Source organism: Mycobacterium persicum (genome assembly GCF_002086915.1).
Lineage (GTDB): Bacteria > Actinomycetota > Actinomycetes > Mycobacteriales > Mycobacteriaceae > Mycobacterium > Mycobacterium persicum.
In genome coordinates this window covers 2,657,152-2,681,013 of sequence record NZ_MWQA01000001.1, presented here as the reverse complement: position 1 = coordinate 2,681,013, position 23,862 = coordinate 2,657,152, and the positions used below count along the sequence as shown (strand labels likewise).

The window sequence follows — 23,862 nt, the reverse complement described above, 5'->3', positions numbered from 1 at the left end:
GCCAGTTGTCGGGAAACGGAACATCCCCTGAATGGTTGCCGATTAGGGGGAATTTAGGGGGAATGTCTACCCCACGGTCTGGGGGATGCGATGTCCCCCGATCGGGGGACATGGATAGGGCCGCGACTGCTTTTGGCCCGGCCGCTGAGCACCTCCGCCGAGCCCGTAGTCATCGCCGGTCCCGAGAAAGCCGGAACCCACCCCCGGCGCTCGCCCGAGCCGTCGATGCGAATGAAGCGGTTCGGCGGCTAAACTCTATCGCGGCGATGTCGGGCGTGCTGAGCACACGTGTTGTATGTCGGTTGCGATGATCTAGGTGGAAAGCAAATGGCATGGGTCCGGATCATTGCCGGGGCTCTTCGTTGGACATGCCCCGCGTTGATTTGTCGAAGCAGTCGGACGCCATTCTCCCGACATGCCGGTACCTAATGCCTGAGTCCACCAACCTGCAGAACGGCATGCCGGGTGGTGAGCAGTCGCTCGCGCTGACCCGTGGGCAGCTTGATATATGGCTTTCGCAGGAGACGAATGGCTCGGGAAAGCCTTGGCAGGCAAGCCTTTTCGTGGTGATCGGTGGCGTCGTCGAGCCAAGCCTGATCGAGCGCGCGGTCAGACAGGCGGTCGCCGAGTGCGAGCCGCTGCGAGCCGGAATTTTCGAGGTGGACGGACATGTGTATCAGAAGCTTGCGGACTATCCAGCTGCCGCGGTCCCGTTCTTCGACCTGAGTAGTTCGCGGGACCCGGTTCAGGAAACGTACCAGCTGGCCTCGTCCATGCAGCGCCAGCCCATGGCCTGGACTGGGCCATTATTCCGATTTGCGTTATTCCGTACAAGCCCGAATCAATTTTACTTGTTTGTCTGTCTACATCATATCGTTGTTGACGGATTTAGTTCTGTCATGTTCGTCAGTCGAATTGCGACGATCTACTCGGCCATCGTGTCCGGGCTAGCGGCTCCGGAATGCTCTTTCGGCACGCTGCGCGATCTTGTCAGTACCGAATTAGCGTACGAGGCTTCCAGAAGGTATCGAGAAGACCTGCGGTTTTGGAAAGAGAACCTTCCGCCACACCGCGGGCCGGTGAACTATCGGTACGTGGATGCCGGTGACGGGGACGATGATTACTTCGCGTCGGCGCCGGTGGCACTGGACGCTCAGGCCGTGCAGAGAATCGACGATCTGTCGCAGACGTTAGGCGTCAGCCGACGATCGGTGATCGCGGCGGTGTGCGGACTCTTGGTACAGAGCTGGGACCACAGCGGACCCGAGGTAGTGCTCGATTTCCCGGTAGCCAGACGCACCAGTGAAAGGTTGAAGACGATTCCGGGGATGGTTGCCGGGGTGGTTCCGCTGAGGTTGACGACACCGCCAACCTCTTCCGTTGGCGAACTGTGCATCCAGGCGGATTCACAGATACGCCAGGTCGTTCGGCATCAACGGTTCCCGGTGCAAACTCTCAGCGGCCCGCTTCGTGGAGTTGCGCTGAATTTCTTTCCGTCCACGACGGTTCCGCAATTCGGCAATGCGCCGGCTTCGCTGGTGTATACGAACTTCGGCCGTGGGGATCGGTTCGGGTTGTTCTTCATGAACGAGGACAACCGGCTGTTTCTCAGCACCGCAGGTCCCGGCGCGCCGTCGGCAGATTTCGAGGGCGCCGCTCTGGCCGCCAGACTGGCGCGGCTTTTCACCTTCATCACCGCCGACCCGGGACGGCGGTTGTCATCGATAGACCTGCTCGACCAATGCGCGGACCGCCACATTCATGCCTGGAGCAATCGTGCTGCGCTGACAATCCCGGCTGCTCCCAGTCCCTCGATCCCGGCGTTGTTCGCCGCCCAAGCGGCGCGGACAGCTGATGCCGTCGCCGTGACATCCGCGGACTGTGTATTGACCTACCGGCAACTCGACACGGCCAGCAACCGACTTGCGTCCCGGTTAGCCGACCGCGGAATAGGCCCCGGTGATGTGGTGGCGGTGCTGTTGCCACGCAGCGGCCGCGCCATCGTGGCAATCCTGGCGGTCCTCAAAGTGGGAGCCGCCTACCTGCCGATCGACCCGGATCACCCCCGCTCCCGCATCGCTTTCCTGCTCGGGGACACCGCACCACTGGCCGTTCTGACCACTGGTGACCTGACCGCGCTCGTGGACGGCCACGACGTTGCGCTCATCGACGTCGACGCCCCCGCTATCGCCGCCGCCGACACCCCGCCAGCGCCCGACGCTGACGAAATCGCCTATGTGCTTTACACTTCCGGCACCACGGGGACGCCCAAAGGGGTGGCGATCACCCATCGCAACATCGTCCAGCTCGTCACCTCGGCACCACTCAGCGCCCAAGCCGAACCCACGGTGACGCAATGCCATTCCTATGCTTTCGATTTTTCCGTATGGGAAGTCTGGAGCGCACTGTTACACGGCGGGCGCCTGCTGGTGGTAGGTGAAGACGTAACCATATCCCCCAACGATTTTCACGCTCTGCTGGTGGCGGAAAATGTTACCGTACTGACCCAGACGCCCTCAGCCGTCGCGGCCTTGTCGACGGATGGGCTGAGCGGTACAACACTCGTGGTTGGCGGTGAACCGTGCACCGCCGAAGTGGTGGACCGCTGGGCGCCCGACCGGGTGATGGTCAATGCCTACGGCCCAACCGAATCCGGCGTCTGTGTCTCCATCAGCACACCACTGACTGCCGGTTCCGGGGTGGCGCCCATCGGACGGCCGCTGCCGGGGACCGCGCTGTTTGTATTGGACCCGTGGTTACGGCAAGTGCCCACCGGGGTGGTGGGGGAAATATACGTTGCGGGAAGCCAAGTGGGGCTTGGTTATTGGCGACGCCCCGGGTTGACGGCGTCACGGTTTGTGGCGTGCCCGTTCGGCGGGACGGCAGCGACGGGAATTCGTATGTACCGCACCGGCGATCTGGCTTGTTGGGGCGCCGATGGTCAACTGCACTACAAGGGTCGCTCCGACGAACAGGTGAAGATCCGCGGCTATCGCATCGAGCCTGCCGAGATCGCCACTGTGCTAGCGCAGTCACCCGGAGTGGAGCATGCGGTCGTCATCGCACGCGAAGATCGTGTCGGCGAGAAACGGCTGGTGGGGTACATCACCGGCGCTGCCGACCCGAACGTGGTCCGCGCCGGGCTGAAAGACCGCCTGCCCCATTACATGGTTCCGGCAGCCATCGTGACGCTCGGGCAGTTGCCGGTGACAGTCAACGGGAAACTCGACGTTGCCGCGCTGCCCATTCCGGACTACACCGCTGACCGATACCAGGCGCCGACGACACCGGTGGCCGAAATCGTGGCCGGAATCTATGCGGGGGTCCTCGGCATGGAACGCGTCGGCGCCGACCAATCATTCTTCGACCTGGGCGGTGATTCGCTGTTGGCGATGCGAGTGGTGGCAGCAGTCAACACCACTGTGGGCGCGGACCTGTCCGTGCGGGTGTTGTTCGATGCCCCGACCGTCGCCGAACTGACGCCGCATATCAGGGCCGGATCGGCTGCGTCGCTGCCTCTGGCGGCGGTTGAGCGGCCCGAGAAGGTGCCGTTATCCCTTGCCCAGCACCGCATGTGGACCGTCATCCAGTCGCAGGGCCCGTCGGCCGTGTTCAACATCCCCTGGGTGTCCGAGTTGCATGGCCCGCTCAACGCGGAGGCGTTGCGACAAGCCTTGGCCGACGTGGTGAGTCGTCACGAACCCTTGCGCACCGTTTATCCGGCCGTAGACGGCATACCGCATCAAGTCGTATTGCCGGTCGAGCACGCGCGCTTGTGCTGGGAAGTCGTCGATGCCACCGCGTGGACGCCCGATCGGCTCCGCGACGTTGTCGCCGCTCAAGCCCGCCACCACTTTGACATCGCCGCCGAGATGCCGCTGCGAACCCGGTTGTATCGCGTGGCCGACGACCAGCACGTGTTGGTTCTCGTGCTGCACCACATCGCCGCTGACGGCTGGTCGCTGGCCCCGCTGACTGCCGATCTCGGCCTGGCCTATCGCAGTCGATGCGCCGGGCAGATCCCCTCCTGGGAACCGTTGCCCATCCAATACATCGATTTCGCCCTGTGGCAACGCGCATACCTGGGTGATCCGCAGGATCCCGACAGCAGGATCGCCGCGGACCTCCGCTACTGGGCGAAGGCGCTTGCGGGCATGCCCCCGCCTCTCGACTTGTCGCCGGGCCACCCCGGCGCCACTTCGCACGACAACCGCGGCGACACGGTCGCTGTGCAGTGGCCGGCCGCATTGCACCGCCAGATCACCCAAGTGGCCCGCGAGCACCGCGCCACCAGCTTCATGGTCGTCCAGGCGGGCTTGACCGCCCTGCTGGCCCTGCTCACCGGTCGCGACGACATCGTGATGGGCATCGTGGTCGCCGGCCGCGGCCACCCGAGGCTCGATGATTTGGTCGGCATTTTCGTCAACATCATGTTGCTGCGCACCGAGGTGACCGGTGACCTCGACTTCGCACATTTGCTGGACCAGGTGCGCACCCGCGGCCTGGAAGCGTTCGACCATCAGGACATGCCCTATGGAGTTCTCGTCGAGCGGATCAACGCCGCTCGCTCGGCACCCCCGGGGGGGCTGACTCACGTCGTGCTGGCGTGGCAGAACAACAAGCCCGCCGAGCTGGTATTGGGCGAGTTGGACGTCACCCCCGTTTCGGTGCACACGAAAACCGCGCGAATGAATTTCCTGTTGTCGCTTACCGAACAATTCACCGATACCGGTGAGCCCGCCGGGATCAGCGGGGTGGTTGAATATCGCACCGCCGCCTTCAGCCCCGCGGTTATCGAAACCGTCATCGAGCAGTTGGAAATGCTGTTGACGTTGGTGACGGCCCACCCACAGCGGCCGTTGTCGTCAATCACCGAACTCGATCTCGCATCCCGTTAATACCGCGGCGGCTTGGTGGTCCGGAGCGCGTCGAACGTGACGGCTATTTCGCGGCCCGGATCGCTTCGAACACACCGGGATCCAACAGCGTCGACGTGTCACCCAGTTCCCGGTTTTCGGCGACGTCGCGCAGCAGCCGGCGCATGATCTTGCCACTGCGGGTCTTGGGGAGCTCCGGCACCACATGGACCTCGCGGGGCCGGGCGATCGGCGAGATCTCCCGGGCCACTTCGGAGCGCAATTCTTCGACGGTCCCGTCGTGCGGTTGGTAGTTGGCCCGGAGCACGACGAACGCGCAGATGGCCTGGGTGGTGGTCTCGTCGGTAACCCCGACCACGGCCGCCTCGGCCACCCCGGAATGACCGACGAGCGCCGATTCCACCTCGGCGGTGGAGATGCGGTGCCCGGACACGTTCATCACGTCGTCGATGCGGCCCAGAATCCAGATCGCGCCGTCGGGATCGATGCGCGCGCCGTCCCCGGCGAAGTAATAGCCCTTGTCGGCGAATTTCGACCAGTAGGCGTAGTGGTAGCGCGCGGGGTCACCCCAGATGCCGCGCAGCATCGACGGCCACGGCTGGTCCAACACGAGATAACCGGTGACGTGCTCGTCGCCGTCGGTGTCCGGGCCCAGCGGGTCGCCGTGGTCATCGACGATCTTGGCCGAGATGCCGGGCAGCGGCGTCATCGCCGACCCGGGCTTGGCCGCGGCGACACCGGGAAGCGGCGAGATCATCGACGAGCCGGTCTCGGTCTGCCACCAGGTGTCCACGACCGGTGTGCGCCCGGCGCCGATCACTTCGCGGTACCAGCGCCACGCCTCGGGGTTGATCGGTTCGCCGACCGACCCGAGCAGCCGCAGGCTTGACAGGTCGTGCGAGTCCGGGATCTCGCGGCCCCATTTCATGAACGTCCGGATCAGTGTCGGAGCGGTGTAATAGATTGTGACACCGTATCTTTCGATGATCTGGAAGTGCCGGTGCTCGTCGGGTGTGTTGGGGGTGCCCTCGTAGAGCACCTCGGTGACCCCGGCGGACAGCGGTCCGTAGACGCCGTAGGTGTGGCCGGTGACCCAGCCGATGTCGGCGGTGCACCAGAACACGTCGGTTTGCGGCTTGACGTCGAAAATAGTGTGCATCGTGTAGCAGCTCTGGGTCAGATAGCCGCCGCTGGTATGCAGGATGCCTTTGGGTTTGCCGGTGGTGCCCGACGTGTAGAGCAGGAATAGCGGCTGCTCGGAGTCGAACGCTTCCGGCGGGTGTTCGGCTGCGGCCGGGTCGACGATGTCGTGCCACCACAGGTCGCGATCGTCGTTCCAGGACACGTCAATTCCGGTGCGCCGCACCACCACAACGTGTTCGACCGGGCTGTCGGGGTCGTTGACCGCCTCGTCGGCGGCGTCCTTGAGCGGCATCGGCTTGCCGCGCCGGTACTGTCCGTCGGTGGTGATCAGCACCTTGGCTTGGGCATCGGCGATCCGGGCGCGCAGTGCGTGTGCGGTGAAACCGCCGAAGACGACGGTGTGCATGATGCCCAGCCGAGCGCAGGCCAGCATGGCGATCACGGCCTCGGGGACCAGCGGCATGTAGATGGCGACCCGGTCGCCGGCGACCAGGCCGAGGCCGGTGAGCGCGTTGGCCGTCTTGCACACCTGGGTCAGCAGATCCGAATACGTCAGGGAGCGGCGGTGATCGGTGGGTTCGCCCTCCCAGTGGATGGCGACCCGGTCACCGTCGCCGGCTTCGACGTGGCGGTCCAGGCAGTTGTAGGCGACGTTGAGTTTGCCGCCGACGAACCACTTGGCGAACGGCGCGTCCGACCAGTCCAGCACCTCGGTGAACGGGGTCGCCCAGGACAGCAGGCCGGCCTGTTTGGCCCAAAAGCCCAGGCGGTCTTGCTCGGCCTGGCGGTACAAGTCCTCGCGGGCGTTCGCCTGGTCGACGAAGTGTTGCGGCGGTGGGTAGGCGGACGGGACTTCGGTCTCGGTCACTCTGTCGAGCCTAGCGCTGCGCGAATGCGGCCGGACCGGCCGAGGCTGTCCGGCTAGGGCTAAGCCGACTCACCGGGTTGCGGTGCTGCCTCGGTGATGGGGTGCACCTGCAATTGGCAGGCACCGATGGTGGCCGGCACGGTGAGCACCACCGGGGTGTCGGGAGGGTTGACGAGCAGGTCGGTGTAGGTGGGGCATTGGCTCCCGCCGGCGTCGACGGCGATACTCTCCACGATGCTCTGCGCCTGGTGCGACAGCGACACGGTGACCGTGGGCGGCACCGTGACACCGGCTGGCAAGCCGCCCATGTACCCACGCAGCGTGGGCTGGGCATGAATGAGGGGCCCGCCGGCGCCCGAGTCGACGCCGGGGTAGCCGGTCAGCGTGCACGGCACCGCGCCGCCGGCAAGGCTGAATATCAGGTTCAGCGCGCGGTGGCCCACAGCGGCCTGGCCCGGGGAGGTGGTCACGGCGATGCGCTCCGCCCGGCACGGCGTCGGTTCGTCGTTGCTGTCAACCGGCGCGGCCCATGCGGCGGGGCCCGGCATGGTCGCGGCCCAACTTGTTGCGGCCATCGCGAAGGTGGCGATCATTCGGCGGGCACATCGCCGCGCCGGGCGCCCCTGGGGTGCATGCACGACGGTGATTATCCGGGAAAGACACCTCGATTACCGCAAATCACGAGATTCGGTGGCCCGCCCGCCCGCCGCGTCGCGTGCCGACCATCGTCAGTGGTCGGCTCACCGGCCATCGGGGAGGCGAGAACCCCGGTGCCCGAATCGAATTCCGCACCGCGGGATCCCTCGGACGTTCTCGGACCGGCACTGGCCAGGCGTCCGAAGATCGCCAGCACACCCAACGTCAGCAGCACCGTGCCGATGACGATCAGCGTGGTGCCCGGCGATCTGCCCCGGTTTGGCGGTTGGGGTGGTCGTGGGACACCGGGTCGCGGACGACCGCGCGAGCGTTGCTTCAGCCCGACGATCAGCACAATCCATCCCACCGTGGGAACCACGAGCGCCACCGTCAAATACGCCGCCTGAAAGGCGCCCCCGTGCGCGGCGAGAGATGTGACGGTCATCCGCGGGATTCTAGGATGTCGGGGCTCGTCCCGGCGCGCATTGGACGTCAAACCCGAAGGGCACTGCCGGCTTGCCGACGCGCGCCACCGCGGCGTCCGGGCCCCGCATGATTGGCGGGGCCGCACGCTTTAGGGTCGCTGTCATGGTGCGCGCCGCGCTGGCCTGGCTGGCCACAGTAGCCTCCGTGCTGCTGGTGGCAGCCGGTGTGACGGCGTGCGGCGGCGGCCTGCTGAGCCCCGATGTGGTGTTGGTCAACGGCGGGGAGCCGCCCAACCCGCTGATCCCGACCGGCACCAACGACAGCAACGGCGGGCGCATCCTCGATCGGCTGTTCGCCGGCCTGGTGTCCTACGACGCCACCGGCAAGCCGTCACCGGAGGTGGCCCAGTCCATCGAAACCACCGACAACGTCAACTACCGAATCGTCCTCAAACCCGGCTGGAAGTTCAGCGACGGCTCACCGGTGACGGCCCACTCGTTCGTCGACGCCTGGAATTACGGCGCCCTGGCCGCCAACGCCCAACTGCAGCAGCAGTTTTTCAGCCCGATCGAGGGATACGACGAGGTGGCCGCCGGCGACGCGCAGCGGACCACCATGTCCGGGTTGCGGGTGTTCAACGACCTCGAGTTCAGCGTGCGGCTCAAGGCGCCGACCGTCGACTTCGTGTTGCGCCTGGGCCACAGCTCGTTCTATCCGCTGCCCGACACCGCATTTCGTGACATGGCGGCGTTCGGCCGCAATCCGATAGGCAACGGCCCCTACAAGTTGGACAACGGTGCCGACGGTCCGGCGTGGGAACACAACGTCAAGATCGATCTGGTGCCCAACCCCGGTTATCACGGCAACCGGCAACCGCGAAACAAGGGTTTGCGGTTCGAGTTCTACGCCAACCTCGACACCGCCTATTCGGACCTGTTGTCCGGCAATCTTGATGTGCTGGACACGATTCCGTCGAGCGCCCTCACCATCTACCGGCGTGACCTCGGTGACCACGCGACCAGCGGGCCGGTGGCGGTCAACCAGTCTCTGGACACCCCGCTGCGGCTACCGCACTTCGGTGGTGAAGAGGGCCGGCTGCGCCGGTTGGCGTTGTCGGCGGCCATCAACCGTCCGCAGATCTGTCAGCAGATCTTCAACGGAACCCGCAGCCCCGCCCGCGATTTCACCGCCCGCTCACTGCCGGGGTTCGACCCGAACATACCCGGTAGCGACGCGCTGGACTTCAACCCCGAACGGGCCCGTCAGCTTTGGGCCCAGGCCGACGCAATGTCGCCGTGGAGCGGCCAATACGCCATCGCCTACAACGCCGACAGCGGCCACCAGGAGTGGGTCGACGCGGTGGCCAACAGCGTCAAGAACGTGTTGGGCATCGATGCCGTCGGCGCGCCGCAGCCAACGTTCGCGGGTTTCCGCACCCAGATCACCAACCGCACCATCAACTCCGCATTCCGCGCCGGCTGGCAAGGGGACTATCCCTCGATGATCGAGTTTCTCGCGCCGCTGTACACCACCGGCGCCGGCTCCAATGACGTCGGCTACTCCAGCCGGGAATTCGACGCGGCGCTGGCCAGAGCCGAAGCCGCGCCCACCCTGCGTGAGGCCGACTTGCTGGTCAACGACGCGCAGCGAATCCTGTTCCACGACATGCCCGTTGTTCCGTTGTGGGACAATATCGCCGTCGTCGGATGGTCGACCGAGGTGAGCAATGTCCACGTGACCTGGAACGGTCTGCCCGACTACGAGAACATCGTCAAGGCCTGACATGGGTTGGTACCTGGTGCGGCGGATCGCGGCGATGGTGCCGGTGTTCCTCGGCGCGACGCTGCTGATCTACGCCATGGTGTTCCTGTTGCCGGGCGACCCGCTGGCCGCGATGGCCGGAGACCGGCCGCTGACTCCCGCCGTGGCCGCGCAGCTGCGCGCCCGCTATCACCTCGACGACGCGTTCCTGGTGCAGTACCTGCGCTACCTGGGCGGTGTGCTGCGCGGCGATCTGGGCCGCGCCTATTCCGGTCTGCCCGTCAGTTCCGTTCTGGCGCATGCCTTTCCGGTCACCATCAGACTGGCGTTGATCGCGCTGGTGGTGGAGGCGGTGCTGGGTATCGGCTTCGGCGTGATCGCGGGTCTACGCCAGGGCGGGCTGTTCGACGCCTCGGTGCTGATCACCGGGCTCATCATCATCGCGGTCCCGATATTCGTGCTCGGCTTTCTCGCGCAGTTCCTGTTCGGCGTGAAGCTGGGGCTGGCGCCGGTGACGGTGGGGGGGCGGGCGACGTTGGGCCGGCTGTTGTTGCCCGGGATCGTGTTGGGTGCGGTGTCTTTCGCCTATGTGGTGCGGCTGACCCGTTCGGCGGTCGCGGCCAATGCCCACGCGGATTACGTTCGCACCGCCACCGCCAAAGGGTTGTCGCGGCCACGGGTGGTGGCGGTGCACATCCTGCGCAACTCTTTGATCCCGGTGGTGACGTTTCTTGGCGCGGATCTGGGTGCGCTGATGGGCGGAGCCATTGTGACCGAAGGCATCTTCAACATCCACGGTGTGGGCGGCGTGCTGTATCAGGCGGTCACCCGACAGGAAGCCCCGACGGTGGTGGCGATCGTGACGGTGCTGGTGGTCATCTATCTGATCACCAATCTGGTGGTCGACCTGCTGTATGCCGCCTTGGACCCGCGGATCCGATATGGCTGAGCCCGGCCGGTTTTGGCTCGACAGCTGGCGCCGGCTGCGCCGGCGGCCGAAGTTCGTCGTCGCCGCCGCCCTGATCCTGCTCATTCTCGTCGTTGCGGCGTTTCCGGGTCTGTTCACCGGCGCCGACCCGACCTACGCCGATCCCGGTCAGAGCATGCTCGCGCCGTCGGCCGCGCACTGGTTCGGCACCGATCTGCAAGGCCACGACATCTACGCGCGCACCGTCTACGGAGCGCGGGCATCGGTGATGGTGGGACTAGGCGCGACCTTCGCGGTGTTCGTCGTGGGCACCGCGCTGGGTGCGCTGGCCGGCTTCTACGGCGGCTGGCTGGACGCGGTGATCTCGCGGATCACCGACGTGTTCTTCGGATTACCGTTGCTGCTGGCCGCGATCGTGCTCATGCAGGTCATGCACCACCGCACGGTCTGGACGGTGATCGCCATCCTGGCGCTGTTCGGTTGGCCCCAGATCGCCAGAGTGGCGCGGGGTTCGGTGCTCGAGGTACGCGGCAGCGACTACGTGCTCGCGGCTAAAGCATTGGGGCTGAGCCGGTTTCAGACCCTGCTTCGGCACGCGCTGCCCAATGCCGTCGGTCCGGTAATCGCGGTGGCCACCGTCGCGCTGGGCATCTTCATCGTCACCGAGGCCACACTGTCCTATCTTGGGGTCGGACTGCCGCCGTCGGTGGTGTCGTGGGGCAGCGACATCAATGTCGCGCAGATGCGGCTGCGGGCGGGCTCGCCGATCCTGTTCTATCCGGCCGGCGCGCTGGGGATGACGGTGCTGGCTTTCATGATGATGGGCGACGCGCTGCGGGACGCCCTGGACCCGGCCTCGCGAGCGTGGCGGGCATGAGCGCCGGCGCGCCGCCGTTGTTGTCGGTCGAGTGCTTGGACGTCAGGTTCGGCGCGGACGAGCCGGCGCTGCGCGGTATCGACCTGACGGTCCTTCGCGGTCAAACCGTGGCGGTGGTGGGCGAATCGGGATCGGGCAAGTCCACCCTGGCCGCGGCGATCCTGGGCCTGCTGGCGCCCGGTGGGCGAATCACGGCCGGCCGCATCGTCTTCGACGGGCGCGAGCTCACGGCGTCCGACCGGCGGCTGATGCGCGCGATCCGCGGCCGGGAGATCGGCTACGTGCCCCAGGATCCGATGACCAATCTCAACCCGGTCTGGAAGGTCGGCTTCCAGGTCCGGGAGGCGTTGCGGGCCAACACCTCCGGTCGCGATGCCCGACGGCGGGCGGTGCAGCTGCTCGGCGAGGCCGGCATGCCGGATCCGGGTAGCAACGCCCAGCGCTATTCACACCAATTGTCCGGCGGCATGTGTCAGCGGGCCTTGATCGCCATCGGGCTGGCCGGGCGGCCGCGGCTGCTGATCGCCGACGAGCCGACGTCGGCGCTCGACGTGACCGTGCAGCGTCAGGTCCTCGACCATCTGCAGCGGCTCACCGACGAACTGGGCACCGCGCTGCTGCTGATCACTCATGATCTGGCGCTGGCGGCCGAGCGGGCCGAGTCCGTGGTGGTCATCAACCGCGGGGTGGTAGCGGAATCCGGTGCGGCACAGGGTATTCTGCGCAACCCGCAGCACGAGTACACCCGGCGGTTGGTGGCCGCCGCTCCGTCGCTGACGGCGCGACGGCCGGCACCCAACCGTGCGGCACTGAGCCGGCCGCAGCCGCCCGGGCCAGCCGATGACATCGTCGTCGTCTCGGAGCTGACCAAGACCTACCCCCAGGTGCGGGGTGTGCCCTGGCGGCGTACGGAGTTCCGTGCCGTCGACTCGGTGTCGTTTCGGCTGCGGCGGGGAAGCACGTTGGCAGTCGTCGGCGAATCCGGATCCGGCAAATCCACCCTGGCGCGCATGGTGCTCGGTCTGCTGCAGCCGACGTCGGGCACGGTGGTCTTCGACGGCGAGGACATCGACGGGCTGGACCGGGCCCGCGCATTCGCATTTCGCCGGCGGGTGCAGCCGGTGTTCCAAAACCCCTACAGCAGCCTGGATCCCCGGTATTCGGCGTTTCGCTGCATCGAGGAACCGTTGCGTATCCATCGGGTCGGGGACCGCAGCGAACGCCGCCAGGCGGTGCGCGAGTTGCTCGACCAGGTGGCGCTGCCGTCGTCGGTGCTGGACCGGCTGCCCCGGGAACTGTCCGGCGGTCAACGCCAACGGGTCGCGATCGCCCGGGCGTTGGCGCTGCGGCCCGAGGTGCTGGTGTGCGACGAGGCCGTATCGGCGCTCGACGTGCTGGTACAGGCCCAGATCCTGGATCTGCTGGCCGAGCTGCAGGCGGGCCTGGGCTTGAGCTACCTATTCATCAGTCACGATCTGGCCGTCATCCGGCAGATCTCTGACGACGTGCTGGTGATGCGCGCCGGCCGGGTGGTCGAGCACGCCACCACCGACGAGGTCTTCGCCCGGCCACGCCACGAATACACCCGGCAGTTGCTGGAGGCCATTCCCGGGGCCACGGCGGCGTCCCGTTAGGTTGGGAACCTGTGACGGGTGACCCGCTGGCTGCGTTGATGGAGTTGCCCGGCGTCGCCGACGCCAGCGACCGCGCCCGCGCGGCGTTGGGCCGCGCCCACCGGCACCGGGCCAACCTGCGGGGGTGGCCGGTCACCGCCGCCGAGGCGGCGCTGCGGGCGGCGCGGGCTTCCTCGGTGCTCGACGGGAGTCCGGCCCGGCTGGACGACCTGGCCGAGGCCGGTGCCGCCGGCGACCCCGTGTTCGGGGGAGCGCTGCGGGTGGCACAGGCGCTGGAGGGCGGCGGGGGCCAGCTGGTCGGTGTGTGGCAGAAGGCGCCGCTGCAGGCACTGGCCCGCCTGCACACGTTGGCGGCCGCCGGCCTGGTCCACGACGACACGTTGGGTCGTCCACGGGCCGAGGCCGGGATCGGTCGTCGGCTGGAGTTGCTCGCCGAACTGATGACTCGTCCGACGCAGGCGTCGGCACCGGTGGTCGCCGCAGTCGCACACGGAGAACTGTTGACGCTCAAGCCCTTTGGCCATGCCGATGGCGTGGTGGCGCGCGCGGTGTCGCGGCTGGTGACGATCGCCACGGGACTGGACCCGCACGGACTCGGGGTGCCGGAGGTGAGTTGGATGCGGCAACCCGCGAGCTACCGTGACTCCGCGCGCAGATTCGCCGACGGCAAGCCCGACGGTGTGGCGGCCTGGCTTGTGCTGTGTTGCCGGGCGCTGACGGCCGGGGCGCACGAGGCACTATCGATCGCCGAGGCATTGCCGCGCAGATAGCTGGCGGGACTACACAGGACTACAAAAGCGAATTATTCGCAGAAATGCGAAGCGGGCGGCGACCGAAGGATTCGAATCGCCGCCCGCCAACACGGTTCTCGGTTACCAAGCGTGCATTTCGGGGCTGCGTGGGTTGGCCTCGGCGCTTTTGCGACACTTCCGGCTGCAGCCCCACCCAAAGGACCGTCGCTACCATCTGCACTTCGCAATTACGCAGGCCCGCAACACTTCTGCCATTATCGCGGCTATGACTCCGCGTGGGTGCCGGGAACCGTGCTGGGCGCCCGGGTCGGGAGAACGAACCTTCTCTTCCGGATCGACCTTGGCCTCACCGGGCTTCCGTGACTCCATTTGTACTACTAGACCCTGACCACAGCAAGGCCTAATTGCGTGAAAATTCTGTGACAACTTTTGATTGTGGCCCAAGGTGTTTGCTATCGAGACGATTGGTGACACTGGGACACCAGTGCCGCATGGTCGCGGAGGTTAAAAAGCGAAGCGGCGCAGCAGCGCGTAGCTGACTGCTCCGGCGGCCAGTGCACTGACTCCCACCGCGGCAGTGGTGGCGATCGCCGCGCCCGACGGGGCCGGGATCCGGTCGCGCAGGGAGACCGGCCGGGAGAAGGACAACACCTGCCAACCGCGGTCGACGGCGAGTTTTCGTAAGCCGCGATCGGGGTTGACCACCGAGGGGTGGCCCACGGCCTCGAGCATCGGCAGGTCGGTGATCGAGTCGGAGTAGGCGTAACAGTGTTCCAGCGGGTAGCCCTCGCGGGAGGCCAGCTCGCGGATCGCCTGCACCTTGCCCGCGCCGTAGCAGTAGAACGCGACCTCACCGGTGTACTTACCGTCTTGCACCACCATCCGGGTGGCCATCGCGTGAGTGGCCCCCAGCGCGCGGGCGATCGGCGCCACGATTTCCTCACCCGAGGCGGAGACCACCACGACGTCACGGCCGCACAGCTTGTGGGCGGCGATGAGGTCGGCGGCTTCGGCGAAGACCAGGGGAGTGACGATGTCGTGCAGCGTCTCGTTGACGATCGACTTCACCTGTTCCACGTCCCACCCGGTGCACATGTTGGTCATGTGGACACGCATCCGGTCCATCTGGTCGTGGTCGGCGCCGGAGAGCAGGAAGATGAACTGCGCGTAGCTGGACTTGAGCACGGCGCGGCGGTTCAGCAGCCCCTGCGCGAAGAAGGGTTTGCTGAACGCCAGTGTGCTGGACTTGGCGATGATGGTCTTGTCCAGGTCGAAGAAAGCGGCGGTGCGCACCTCTGCGGGCGGCGCGTCGGCTGACCGGGGTGAGGTTTGCTGCGGGGCGGCCGGGTCGGGTACGGTCACCAATCCAGCATAGGTTGGCGCCCGGCACGCCGTGATCTTGTGTCCGAAGGGCTCCATGACAACAAATGTTGTCGCTTTGTGCGCCACGTTTACACGGCTCAGGCCGTATTTTTTCGCTTGTGCAATTACTTGCGTGAATGCCATCTGGCATGTGTATAGTAAGCATTACTCGGCCCTGAGCCGAGGGTGCATCAGCCCGACCCCCCGGGGCTGAAGCACGACGACCTCCGCCTCCTCCCCCCCTGGCGGGGGTCGTCCCTTTTCTGGGGCAAATCTGCGGGACGCGGCATCGAGCCCGGCTCGATAGACGTTGCGGAGACCTTCGCGAAGCCTCCGGTCCGCATCCGATGTGAGCGGGCGGCCGGCGTGATTATGCACAGCCGCGTCCCTATCCACAGATTGCGCTGCGGGACTGGTGTCCAACACCGGCGGCCCCGCAGGGTGGGGGAGTGACCCAATCCCTTGGTCCCGGAGTGTTGGCGATGTTGACCGCCGGTGAACTGCGCGACGAGTTGGACCGGATCGCCGCAGCCGTGGGTGTGCGGGTTGTCCACAGCGGATCGGTGACCAGAAAGACCTGGTCCGCAGCGGCCGCAGTGGTGCTCGACGAAGCGGCGGCCGAGCGTTGTGGCCGGATTGCCCTGCCGCGGCGTTCCCATGTCTGGGTGCTGACCGGCGACGAACCTGTCACGGCGACCTGGACGGTGGCCATCGCCGTCGGCGCCGAGCGGGTGCTGCGGATGCCCGAGCACGAACACGAACTAATCCGCGAACTCGCCGACGCCGCCGCATCGGCGCGCGACGAGGGCATCCGCGGGAAAGTCGTCGCCGTCATCGGAGGCCGTGGGGGTGCCGGGGCATCGCTGTTCGCGGTCGCCCTGGCCCACAGTGCCGCCCAGGCGCTGCTGATGGACCTCGATCCGTGGGGAGGTGGCATCGACCTGCTGGTCGGCGGCGAATCAGCACCCGGCGTGCGGTGGCCCGACCTGGCCTTGCAGGGTGGCCGGCTGCATTGGTCGGCCGTATCTGAGGCCTTGCCGAGACATCGGGGGATCAGCATGCTTTCGGGCACCCGCCGCGGTTGCGAGTTGGACGCCGCGCCGGTGGAAGCGGTCGTCGACGCCGGCCGGCGCGGCGGAGTCACCGTGGTCTGCGACCTGCCCCGGCGGATGACCGACGCGAGCCACGCCGCATTGGACTCCGCCGACCTCGTCGTCCTCGTCTGCCCCAGCGATGTCCGGGCCTGCGCGGCCACCGCCGCGATCGTTCCGGTGCTGACCGCGATCAACCCCAACCTGGGGCTGGTCGTGCGCGGGCCGTCACCCGGGGGATTGCGAGCAGCGGAGGTCGCCGACATCGCCGGCGTCCCCCTGCTGGCGTCGATGAGAGCTCAGCCGCGCCTCGCCGGGCAATTGGAACACGGTGGCCTTCGATTGCGACGGCGATCGGCGCTGGCCGCGGCGGCCCGGAGGGTCCTGGCGGCGTTGGGACATCCGCAGGGCGGGCTGAATGGCAGGGCCGCGTGACCGGATCGTTGATCGAACGGGTCCGCGAGCGGCTGGCTACCGAGTCCGCACCGCTGCGTCCCAACGTGGTCGCCGCGGCGATCCGCGCCGAATCCGGCGGGATGCTCGGTGACACCGAGGTGCTCGCCAACCTTCGAGTGCTGCAGACCGAACTGACCGGTGCCGGCATTCTCGAGCCCCTGCTATGCGCCGACGGCACCACCGACGTCCTGGTCACGGCGCCTGACGCAGTGTGGGTTGACGATGGAAACGGTCTGCGGCGCAGTGAGATTCGGTTCAGCGACGAGGCGGCGGTGCGGCGATTGGCGCAACGGCTGGCGCTGGCCGCGGGTCGCCGCCTCGACGACGCGCAACCATGGGTGGACGGGCAGCTGAGCGGGATCGGCGCCGCCGGGTTGACGGTACGCCTGCACGCGGTGCTGCCGCCCGTGGCGGTCGAGGGCACCTGCTTGTCACTGCGGGTGCTGCGGCCCACCACGCAAGATCTGACGGCGCTGGCCGCCGCGGGCGCGATAGCACCGCAGGCCGCCGACCTGGTCACCCAGATCATCGCCGCTCGCCTGGCTTTCCTGGTGTCCGGGGGCACCGGCGCCGGAAAAACAACCCTGCTGGCTGCCATGCTGGGCGCCGTCTCCGGCGCCGAGCGAATCGTCTGCGTCGAAGACGCCGCCGAGCTGGCTCCCCGGCATCCGCACCTGGTCAAGCTCGTCGCCCGATGCGCGAACGTCGAAGGCGCCGGTGAGGTCACGATGCGCCAACTCGTCCGGCAGGCACTTCGGATGCGGCCCGACCGCATCGTCGTCGGCGAGGTCAGGGGAGCCGAGGTGGTGGACCTGCTGGCCGCCTTGAACACCGGCCACGACGGAGGCGCGGGCACCGTGCATGCCAACAACCCCGGTGAGGTTCCCGCCCGGTTGGAGGCCTTGGGCGCGCTCGGCGGCCTGGACCGTGCGACGTTGCATAGCCAGCTGGCCGCCGCGGTCCAGGTACTGCTGCACGTCACGCGCGATCAGGCGGGTCGACGCCGGCTGACTGAGATCGCCCTACTGCGCCGAACCGACAGCGGCCTGGTCCAGGCGATGCCGGCATGGCATGCCGAATGCGGATTGGCCGACGGCGCAGCCGATTTGCGCAGCTTGCTACAAAGCCGGATGGCAGCATGAACGGCCTCGCGGTGGCGTCGCTGACGTTGGCTTCGGCGCTTGTGGTCGCGCCGTCGCCGCCGCGGCGGTGGCTTATCTGTCGTTCCTTCCGTCGACAAGGTCCGCTGCGAGCACGGTGGGTTCTCTGGGTCGGCGGCGGTGTCCTTGTAGGCGCCGTCGTGGCGTTGCCGTTGACGACCGTCCTGGCCGTCGCGGTGGTGGGCCTCACGGCGACCCTGCGTTACCGTCGTCACCGTCGCCGTCGGCGCGCCATCGGGGAAGCGAAGTCGCTGGAAGCAGCTCTGGATGTGTTGGTCGGCGAATTGCGGGTGGGCATCCATCCGGTGCGGGCGTTCGGCACCGCCGCCGACGAAACCGAGGGTGCGGTTGCCGCATCCATGCGCGCCGTGGCGGCGCGGGCCCGACTGGGTGCAGACGTCACGGGCGGCTTGCGCGCGGCTGCCGGGATGTCAGCTCTGCCCAGCCACTGGGAGCGACTCGCCGGATACTGGCAACTTGCCAGCGATCACGGCCTGGCCATCGCCACCTTGATGCGAGCTGCCCAACGCGACATTGTTGAGCGGCAACGTTTTTCGGCAAGCGTGGCATCGGGGCTGGCCGGCGCGCGCGCAACCGCGAACATTCTGTCCGGCCTGCCCCTGCTCGGGGTGTTGCTCGGTCAGCTGATCGGGGCGCGACCGTTGAGCTTCCTGCTGAACGGGCACGCGGGCGGATGGCTATTGGTGGTTGGTGTTGCGCTGGTCTGCGCGGGACTGTTGTGGTCGGACCGGATCACCGATCGGGTGGCGCCATGAGTACCGCGGCAGTGTTGCTGGCCGCGGCGTTGTTGGCCGGAGTGGGCCCGACGGTGGTTCGGGCCCGCGCCGGGACGCCGTCTCGCGCGCCTCGGATGCGGCCGCGGCCGGCGCAAGACCGGGATCCGCTGGCCTTCTCGTCCAGCCTGGACGTGCTGGCGGTGTGCCTGGCCGCGGGCATGGCGGTGTCCGCTGCCGCGGCCGCGACGGCCCCCTCGGCGCCCCCGCGACTGGCGCAGCAGTTATCCCGCGCCGCCGACTTGTTGACGTTAGGGGCCGACCCGTCGATCGCCTGGTCGCTACCGCCGGACCTGCCACCCGGCGCCGCCGATGCGCATCTCGATGCGCTGTTGCGGCTGGCGCGGCGCTCGGCGTCCTCGGGCGCCGCGCTGGCCGACGGCGTCGCCGCACTGGCCGCGCAGTCCCGCCAGGACGCCGCGCACGCGGCCACCGCCGGCGCCCAACAAGCCGGGGTGCTGATCGCCGGTCCGCTGGGACTGTGCTTTCTGCCGGCTTTCGTATGTCTTGGCCTTGTCCCGGTGGTGGCCGGGTTGGCCGGAAAAGTACTTGACTCGGGTCTGATGTGAAGTCGCAACGAAAGGAATGCATTGGTGGCCAACATATTTCAGGTGATGACGGCACGCATGGCGATGCTGGTGACCGACGAGTCCGGCATGTCCACCGTCGAGTACGCCATCGGGACCATCGCCGCGGCGGCATTCGGCGCGATCCTCTACACCGTTGTCACCGGCGACTCGGTGGTGTCGGCGCTGAACCACATCATCGGCCGCGCGCTGAGCACCAAGGCTTAGCGTCGAGTGCCGGATCGAGCACCGTCGAGGCGGCTCTGGCCATCGCCACCTTGGTCGTGGTGCTGGTGCTGTGCATGGCCGGTCTCACGGCGGTGTCGATGCAGTTGCGTTGTATCGACGCCGCCCGTGAGGCCGCTCGACTGGCCGCGCGCGGGGATCAACATTCGGCTGTCGATGTTGCCCGGCGAATCGCTCCGCCGGCGGCGCGTATCGAGGTGCGCCGAGACGGCGAATTCCTTGTCGCGTCGGTTGTCGCTCGGTCAAAGCTATTGCCTACCTTGGATATTGCGGCTAAGGCGGTGGCGGCTGCGGAGCCGCGATGATGGTGGCTCGGCCACCGTGCTCGCGGTCGCGATGGTGGGCGCGCTGCTGTGGGTCGCCGGGGCGGGCGCCTATCTGGGCTCGGTGGCCGTGGCGCGGCATCGTGCGCAGGCGGCCGCCGATCTGGCCGCGCTGGCGGCGGCCGCGCGGTTACCGGATGGTGGCCCCGCAGCCTGCGCACGGGCAACGGCCGTGGCGCAGGCGATGGGGGTGGGCGACGCCGCCTGTGCGGTACGGGACCTCGATGTGGTGATCACCGTCGAGGTTCCGGTGGCTTTCGCCGGCGTGGCCCGGGCCGCCGCGCGGGCGGGGCCGATCGGCAGCAAATGAGTCGCGGTGGGGCGCAGCCTGTTGGACCGCTACGTCAAGCCGTCAATGCCGTTGGCGCCGAACAGTTCGCCGCCGGCGCCGCCGGTGCCGGCAAGGCCCATCTGGGTGCCCGTCCCGGCGTTGCCGCCGTTGCCGCCGTTGCCGATCAGCCGGGCGTCACCCCCGTCGCCGCCATTGCCGCCGGTGCTGCCCGCGGCCGAGGTAATCCCGCCAGCCCCACCGTTTCCGCCGTTGCCGATCAGCCCGGCGTTGCCGCCGAGCCCGCCGGCCCCGCCGTGGCCCGCAACGCTGAAGCCGCCAAACCCGCCGGTTCCGCCGCCGCCGCCGTTGCCGAACAGGATGCCGGCCTTGCCGCCGGATCCACCCGCGCCGCCGCTGAGGCCGGCCGCGCCGCCGTCGCCGCCGTCGCCGCCGCTGCCCCAGAGCAGGCCGACCCCACCGGCCCCACCGACTCCGCCCGTGTTGTGACCGACTCCACCGTCACCGCCTCGACCACCGGCCCCGAACAGCCCCGCCGTACCGCCGGCCCCGCCGTCCCCACCGGTGGCGGGTTGTCCGTTGCCGCCGTCACCGCCGGCCCCACCGGCGCCGTAGAACAGACCCGCTGAACCGCCGGTCCCACCGGCCGCACCGTTGGTGCCGCCGGTCCCGCCGTCCCCGCCAAAGCCGCCGTCGCCGAAGAGGCCGCCGGCGCCGCCGGCACCGCCGACGCCGCCGTCCCTGACCAGGCCGGTTCCGCCGCCGCCGCCAAAGCCGCCACTGCCGAAAAGACCGGCGGCGCCGCCCGCCCCGCCGACGCCCCCGTCCTGACCGCCGTTGCCGCCCTTGCCGCCCGCGCCGCCGGACCCGCACAACGTCCCGCCGTCTCCGCCGGCCCCACCCGCGCCACCGACGGCATCGTCGGCCTGCCCGCCGTCACCGCCGGCGCCGCCTGCGCCGAGCAACCCGCCGCTGCCACCGCTACCGCCGGCACCGGCGATGTGGTGAGCGCTCACACCGCCCACGCCGCCCCTGCCACCCGAGCCGAGCAATCCGGCCGCACCTCCCGCTCCGCCGGCGCCGCCGTTGCCGTCCAATGAGCCCCCGCCGGTCCCGCCGTCGCCGCCGTTGCCGAACAACCCGCCGGCTCCGCCCGCCCCTCCGTTGCCACCCGGCAGCCCGAAGCCGCCGACGCCACCGGCGCCGCCGACGCCGAACAGCCCGGCTGCCCCGCCGTTACCGCCGTTCTGGCCGGGCGCGCCGGAGCCACCGGAGCCGCCGTTGCCGATCAACAACCCGCCGGGTCCGCCGTCTTGGCCGGTACCGGGCGCCCCGTTGATACCGTTGCCGAACAGCGGGCGCCCCCACAGCGCCTGGGCAGGCGAGTTGACGATATTCAACAGACTCTGACCGGCATCGGCTTCCGCGCCGGCATATGATGCCGCGGCGGCCGCCAAGGTTTGGGCAAATTGGCTATGGAACTTCGCCGCTTGTGCGCTCAGCACCTGATAGGTCTCGCCGTGCGATCCGAATAATGCGGCGACGGCAACTGACACCTCGTCCTCGGCTGCGGCCAGCAACCCAGTGGTCCGGGCCGCTGCGGCGGCGTTCGCGGCGCACAGCGACGAACCGAGATGCGACATCTCGGCCGCGGCCGCCGCGAGCGTCTCCGGAGCCGCATTCACCAACGACATTCCGTGCCTTCCTTGAAGTTCCGAAACGTAGGGTATCGGGCCCGGACCGCGGCCGGATGGTTTTGACGTCCAGAACGAAAGACGTTGTCCCGTTTGTCAATAAGAAGTCGAACCTGGCTGCCGTTTCGGCGGTCCGGGGCTCGTGCAGGCCGGATCGCCAACACCTTCGTGACGGTCAGGTCGAGTTGCGCACGGCCGTCGGCGATCCGGCGTCGGCGAGTTCGGCGGCGGTGGGCAACCGCAATGAGATCAGTCCGGCGAAGGTTTCCGGCTCCAGTTCTATCCGGTTGACCGTGACGTGCACCGGCACCCAATCGGTGTCGTTGCCGGGAAGCCGCAGCACGCCGCTGGTGGCTCCGTTAGCGAATTCCATTGTCATCGCGGTGATGAGCTCCTGGTCGTCGGGATGCACGCGCGGCTTGTCGGGCTCGTTGGCCCGCCAGTCGTAGAACGGGCACGGCTCGTCGAGCCACTTCAACAGGGTCCAGGTGTTCAGGTCGACCAGCGCCCGGTGGACCCCGGCCTGCGCGAGTCCGTCGAGAATCTTCTGCGCCAGGTCGTCGACCGGCACCAGCGGGCCTTTGAGTTCGGCCCGCCAGTTGATCGCTCGTGCGACCAGGTGGTGCCGGCCGTCCGACCCCGGCTCCAGCGCGCTGCGCGCGGTGAAACCCAACCTGATCGGGTTTCCTTGCCAATCGGTGAGATCCCAAGTGCTGCACAGTGTTTGGCCAGGCTCAGGCTTGACCACCATAGCCAGCACCCGGGTTTCGTTCGGACTGAGTTCGCGCGACGGCAAGTCCTCGGCGAAAGCCCTTCCGTAGGTGACCTCGACGTCGGGATTCTTGCCGCTGTTGAGCAGCGACTCGCGGGTGTCGGTGGCCACCCCCAGGGTCAGGTCCCACTTCAGCGGGCCCGGGATAGGCCGCTCCGGTGGTTCCGCGTCGGCGGGACCGATCCACACCTGCACGCCGTGCACCCGGCCGTCCGACATCACAACGGGTTCGGTGCAGATGACACGATCGCTCTTGGGGGTAATGCTGCTGAGGCTCTGACCGGTCTGCAGCGACTCGGCGATCGCCGTGCGGACGGCCGCGAGATGGGGACTGCGGCGCAGGAACGTGGTGATCGGAACCAGGTTCTTGAGCTGACGCCCCTGGGCGACGACGGCCGGTTCGTCCCCCAGCGTTTCCACGAGCAGCCAGTCGTGGGTCATAGGCGCAGTCTACTGACCGCGCATCCAAGTATCGCGGCGGGTAGCCGCTGATCACCGGAATCTTGTTGCGGCGACGGCAGATACGTGCGCCAAAGATGGGTCGTGGCCAGGCGCCCGGCGCCGTTCAGGGCAGTCCGTTCAGTCCGTCCAGGCCGATCAGTGTTCCGCCGGTGCCGGCCTTGCCGCCGGTGCCGTTACTGCCGACCCCCACGGTGGCGCCGCCATTGCCACCATTGCCGCCGTTTCCGATCAGCTGCGCGTTGCCGCCGTTGCCGCCGTCGCCGCCGTCGAACTCGCTATCGGCGCCTGCCCCGCCATTGCCACCGTTGCCGACCAGGCCGGCGCTACCGCCGTTACCGCCGTTACCGCCGTCGTCGGTGGCGCTGACGCTGCCGTTGCCGCCGTCGCCGCCGCTGCCGTAGAGCATGCCGGCGTTGCCGCCGTTGCCGCCGTTCGCGCCGACTGTGCCGCCGATGGTCGCGCCGGCGTCGCCGCCCGCCCCGCCGTTGCCGGCAAACATGCCCGCGTTACCGCCGGCACCACCGTTCCCGCCGTTGGCGATGTCCGGGGTGGTGCCGCCGGTGCCGCCGGCGCCGCCGTTGCCGACCAACAGGGCGGTGCCACCGGCCCCGCCGGTCCCGCCGTTGGGGCCGCCACCGCCGGCGCCGCCGGCTCCGCCGGTAGCGAACAGACCGCCGGTTCCGCCGACCCCACCGGTACCGCCGGTGTCGCCCAACCCGCCGGTACCGCCGACGCCGCCATTGCC

At 68.1% G+C, this 23,862-nt stretch carries 19 protein-coding genes and 1 pseudogene; 13 read left to right on the top strand and 7 right to left on the bottom strand.

Annotation, left to right across the window (positions count from 1 at the left end; genetic code table 11):
* Positions 1-428: 428 nt before the first annotated feature.
* The gene (locus B4U45_RS12125; protein WP_075547850.1) at positions 429-4,898 is read left to right on the top strand and encodes a non-ribosomal peptide synthetase; all 4,470 of its coding nucleotides are present in this window, start codon (positions 429-431) and stop codon (positions 4,896-4,898) included.
* Positions 4,899-4,941: 43 nt separating this feature from the next.
* Here B4U45_RS12125 and acs read toward each other — a convergent pair whose 3' ends face one another.
* The 3 genes from acs to B4U45_RS12110 all read right to left on the bottom strand — a co-directional run bounded on the left by acs (position 4,942) and on the right by B4U45_RS12110 (position 7,969).
* The gene (gene acs, locus B4U45_RS12120) at positions 4,942-6,888 is read right to left on the bottom strand and encodes an acetate--CoA ligase (protein ID WP_075547851.1); all 1,947 of its coding nucleotides are present in this window, start codon (positions 6,886-6,888) and stop codon (positions 4,942-4,944) included.
* 59 nt (positions 6,889-6,947) lie between these two features.
* Positions 6,948-7,436, bottom strand: coding sequence for a DUF4232 domain-containing protein (locus B4U45_RS12115; RefSeq protein WP_082275486.1), 489 nt, complete (start codon positions 7,434-7,436; stop codon positions 6,948-6,950).
* 98 nt (positions 7,437-7,534) lie between these two features.
* Positions 7,535-7,969 (bottom strand): hypothetical protein, encoded by a 435-nt coding sequence (locus tag B4U45_RS12110; protein ID WP_075547852.1) that lies wholly within the window; start codon positions 7,967-7,969, stop codon positions 7,535-7,537.
* A gap of 143 nt (positions 7,970-8,112) precedes the next feature.
* On the opposite strand from B4U45_RS12110, the gene B4U45_RS12105 reads away from it, so the two are divergent.
* The 5 genes from B4U45_RS12105 to B4U45_RS12085 are packed head-to-tail and all read left to right on the top strand — an operon-like array spanning position 8,113 to position 13,920.
* Positions 8,113-9,732, top strand: coding sequence for a peptide ABC transporter substrate-binding protein (locus tag B4U45_RS12105; protein ID WP_075547853.1), 1,620 nt, complete (start codon positions 8,113-8,115; stop codon positions 9,730-9,732).
* A 1-nt stretch (position 9,733) separates the two neighbouring features.
* The gene (locus tag B4U45_RS12100; RefSeq protein ID WP_099224247.1) at positions 9,734-10,660 is read left to right on the top strand and encodes an ABC transporter permease; all 927 of its coding nucleotides are present in this window, start codon (positions 9,734-9,736) and stop codon (positions 10,658-10,660) included.
* Positions 10,626-11,516: an ABC transporter permease gene (locus B4U45_RS12095; protein ID WP_371687271.1), complete on the top strand. Its 891-nt coding sequence runs from the start codon at positions 10,626-10,628 to the stop codon at positions 11,514-11,516. The genes B4U45_RS12100 and B4U45_RS12095 overlap by 35 nt, the downstream gene beginning before the upstream one ends.
* Entirely contained in the window at positions 11,513-13,150 is a 1,638-nt protein-coding gene (locus B4U45_RS12090; RefSeq protein WP_075547856.1) for a dipeptide ABC transporter ATP-binding protein, read from the top strand. The genes B4U45_RS12095 and B4U45_RS12090 overlap by 4 nt, the downstream gene beginning before the upstream one ends.
* Before the next feature lie 11 nt (positions 13,151-13,161).
* A complete protein-coding gene (locus B4U45_RS12085) occupies positions 13,162-13,920 on the top strand; it encodes an oxidoreductase (protein WP_083156030.1) in 759 nt (252 codons plus the stop codon).
* Positions 13,921-14,406: 486 nt separating this feature from the next.
* Here the strand turns inward: B4U45_RS12085 and B4U45_RS12080 are convergent, their stop codons facing one another.
* Positions 14,407-15,264, bottom strand: a complete 858-nt coding sequence (locus B4U45_RS12080) for an HAD-IB family hydrolase (RefSeq protein ID WP_075547890.1) — start codon at positions 15,262-15,264, stop codon at positions 14,407-14,409.
* A gap of 482 nt (positions 15,265-15,746) precedes the next feature.
* Between B4U45_RS12080 and ssd the strand changes: the two genes are divergently transcribed.
* The 7 genes from ssd (at position 15,747) to B4U45_RS12050 (ending at position 20,210) form a co-directional block, all read left to right on the top strand.
* Entirely contained in the window at positions 15,747-16,790 is a 1,044-nt protein-coding gene (ssd, locus tag B4U45_RS12075; RefSeq protein ID WP_122526514.1) for a septum site-determining protein Ssd, read from the top strand.
* Complete coding sequence (locus B4U45_RS12070; RefSeq protein WP_075547859.1) at positions 16,787-17,953, top strand: TadA family conjugal transfer-associated ATPase; 1,167 nt, start codon at positions 16,787-16,789, stop codon at positions 17,951-17,953. The genes ssd and B4U45_RS12070 overlap by 4 nt, the downstream gene beginning before the upstream one ends.
* Positions 17,950-18,747 carry a type II secretion system F family protein gene (locus tag B4U45_RS12065; RefSeq protein ID WP_075547860.1) on the top strand — a complete coding sequence of 266 codons (798 nt, stop codon included), beginning with the start codon at positions 17,950-17,952 and terminating at the stop codon, positions 18,745-18,747. The genes B4U45_RS12070 and B4U45_RS12065 overlap by 4 nt, the downstream gene beginning before the upstream one ends.
* Positions 18,744-19,334 carry a type II secretion system F family protein gene (locus tag B4U45_RS12060; protein ID WP_075547861.1) on the top strand — a complete coding sequence of 197 codons (591 nt, stop codon included), beginning with the start codon at positions 18,744-18,746 and terminating at the stop codon, positions 19,332-19,334. Before B4U45_RS12065 ends, B4U45_RS12060 begins: the two co-directional genes overlap by 4 nt.
* A gap of 45 nt (positions 19,335-19,379) precedes the next feature.
* On the top strand, positions 19,380-19,559 hold the full coding sequence (locus B4U45_RS12055) for a DUF4244 domain-containing protein (protein ID WP_075547891.1): 180 nt from the start codon (positions 19,380-19,382) through the stop codon (positions 19,557-19,559).
* A 74-nt stretch (positions 19,560-19,633) separates the two neighbouring features.
* A complete protein-coding gene (locus tag B4U45_RS29240) occupies positions 19,634-19,882 on the top strand; it encodes a TadE family type IV pilus minor pilin (RefSeq protein ID WP_099225693.1) in 249 nt (82 codons plus the stop codon).
* 16 nt (positions 19,883-19,898) lie between these two features.
* Complete coding sequence (locus B4U45_RS12050; protein WP_075547862.1) at positions 19,899-20,210, top strand: Rv3654c family TadE-like protein; 312 nt, start codon at positions 19,899-19,901, stop codon at positions 20,208-20,210.
* A 29-nt stretch (positions 20,211-20,239) separates the two neighbouring features.
* Here the strand turns inward: B4U45_RS12050 and B4U45_RS12045 are convergent, their stop codons facing one another.
* The 3 genes and pseudogenes from B4U45_RS12045 to B4U45_RS12035 all read right to left on the bottom strand — a co-directional run.
* Positions 20,240-21,883 (bottom strand): PE family protein, encoded by a 1,644-nt coding sequence (locus tag B4U45_RS12045; RefSeq protein ID WP_219859407.1) that lies wholly within the window; start codon positions 21,881-21,883, stop codon positions 20,240-20,242.
* 175 nt (positions 21,884-22,058) lie between these two features.
* The gene (locus B4U45_RS12040) at positions 22,059-23,096 is read right to left on the bottom strand and encodes a PAS domain-containing protein (RefSeq protein ID WP_075548935.1); all 1,038 of its coding nucleotides are present in this window, start codon (positions 23,094-23,096) and stop codon (positions 22,059-22,061) included.
* Between the two features lie 124 nt (positions 23,097-23,220).
* Positions 23,221-23,862 (bottom strand): annotated as a pseudogene (locus B4U45_RS12035) (PE family protein); the annotation flags it as partial.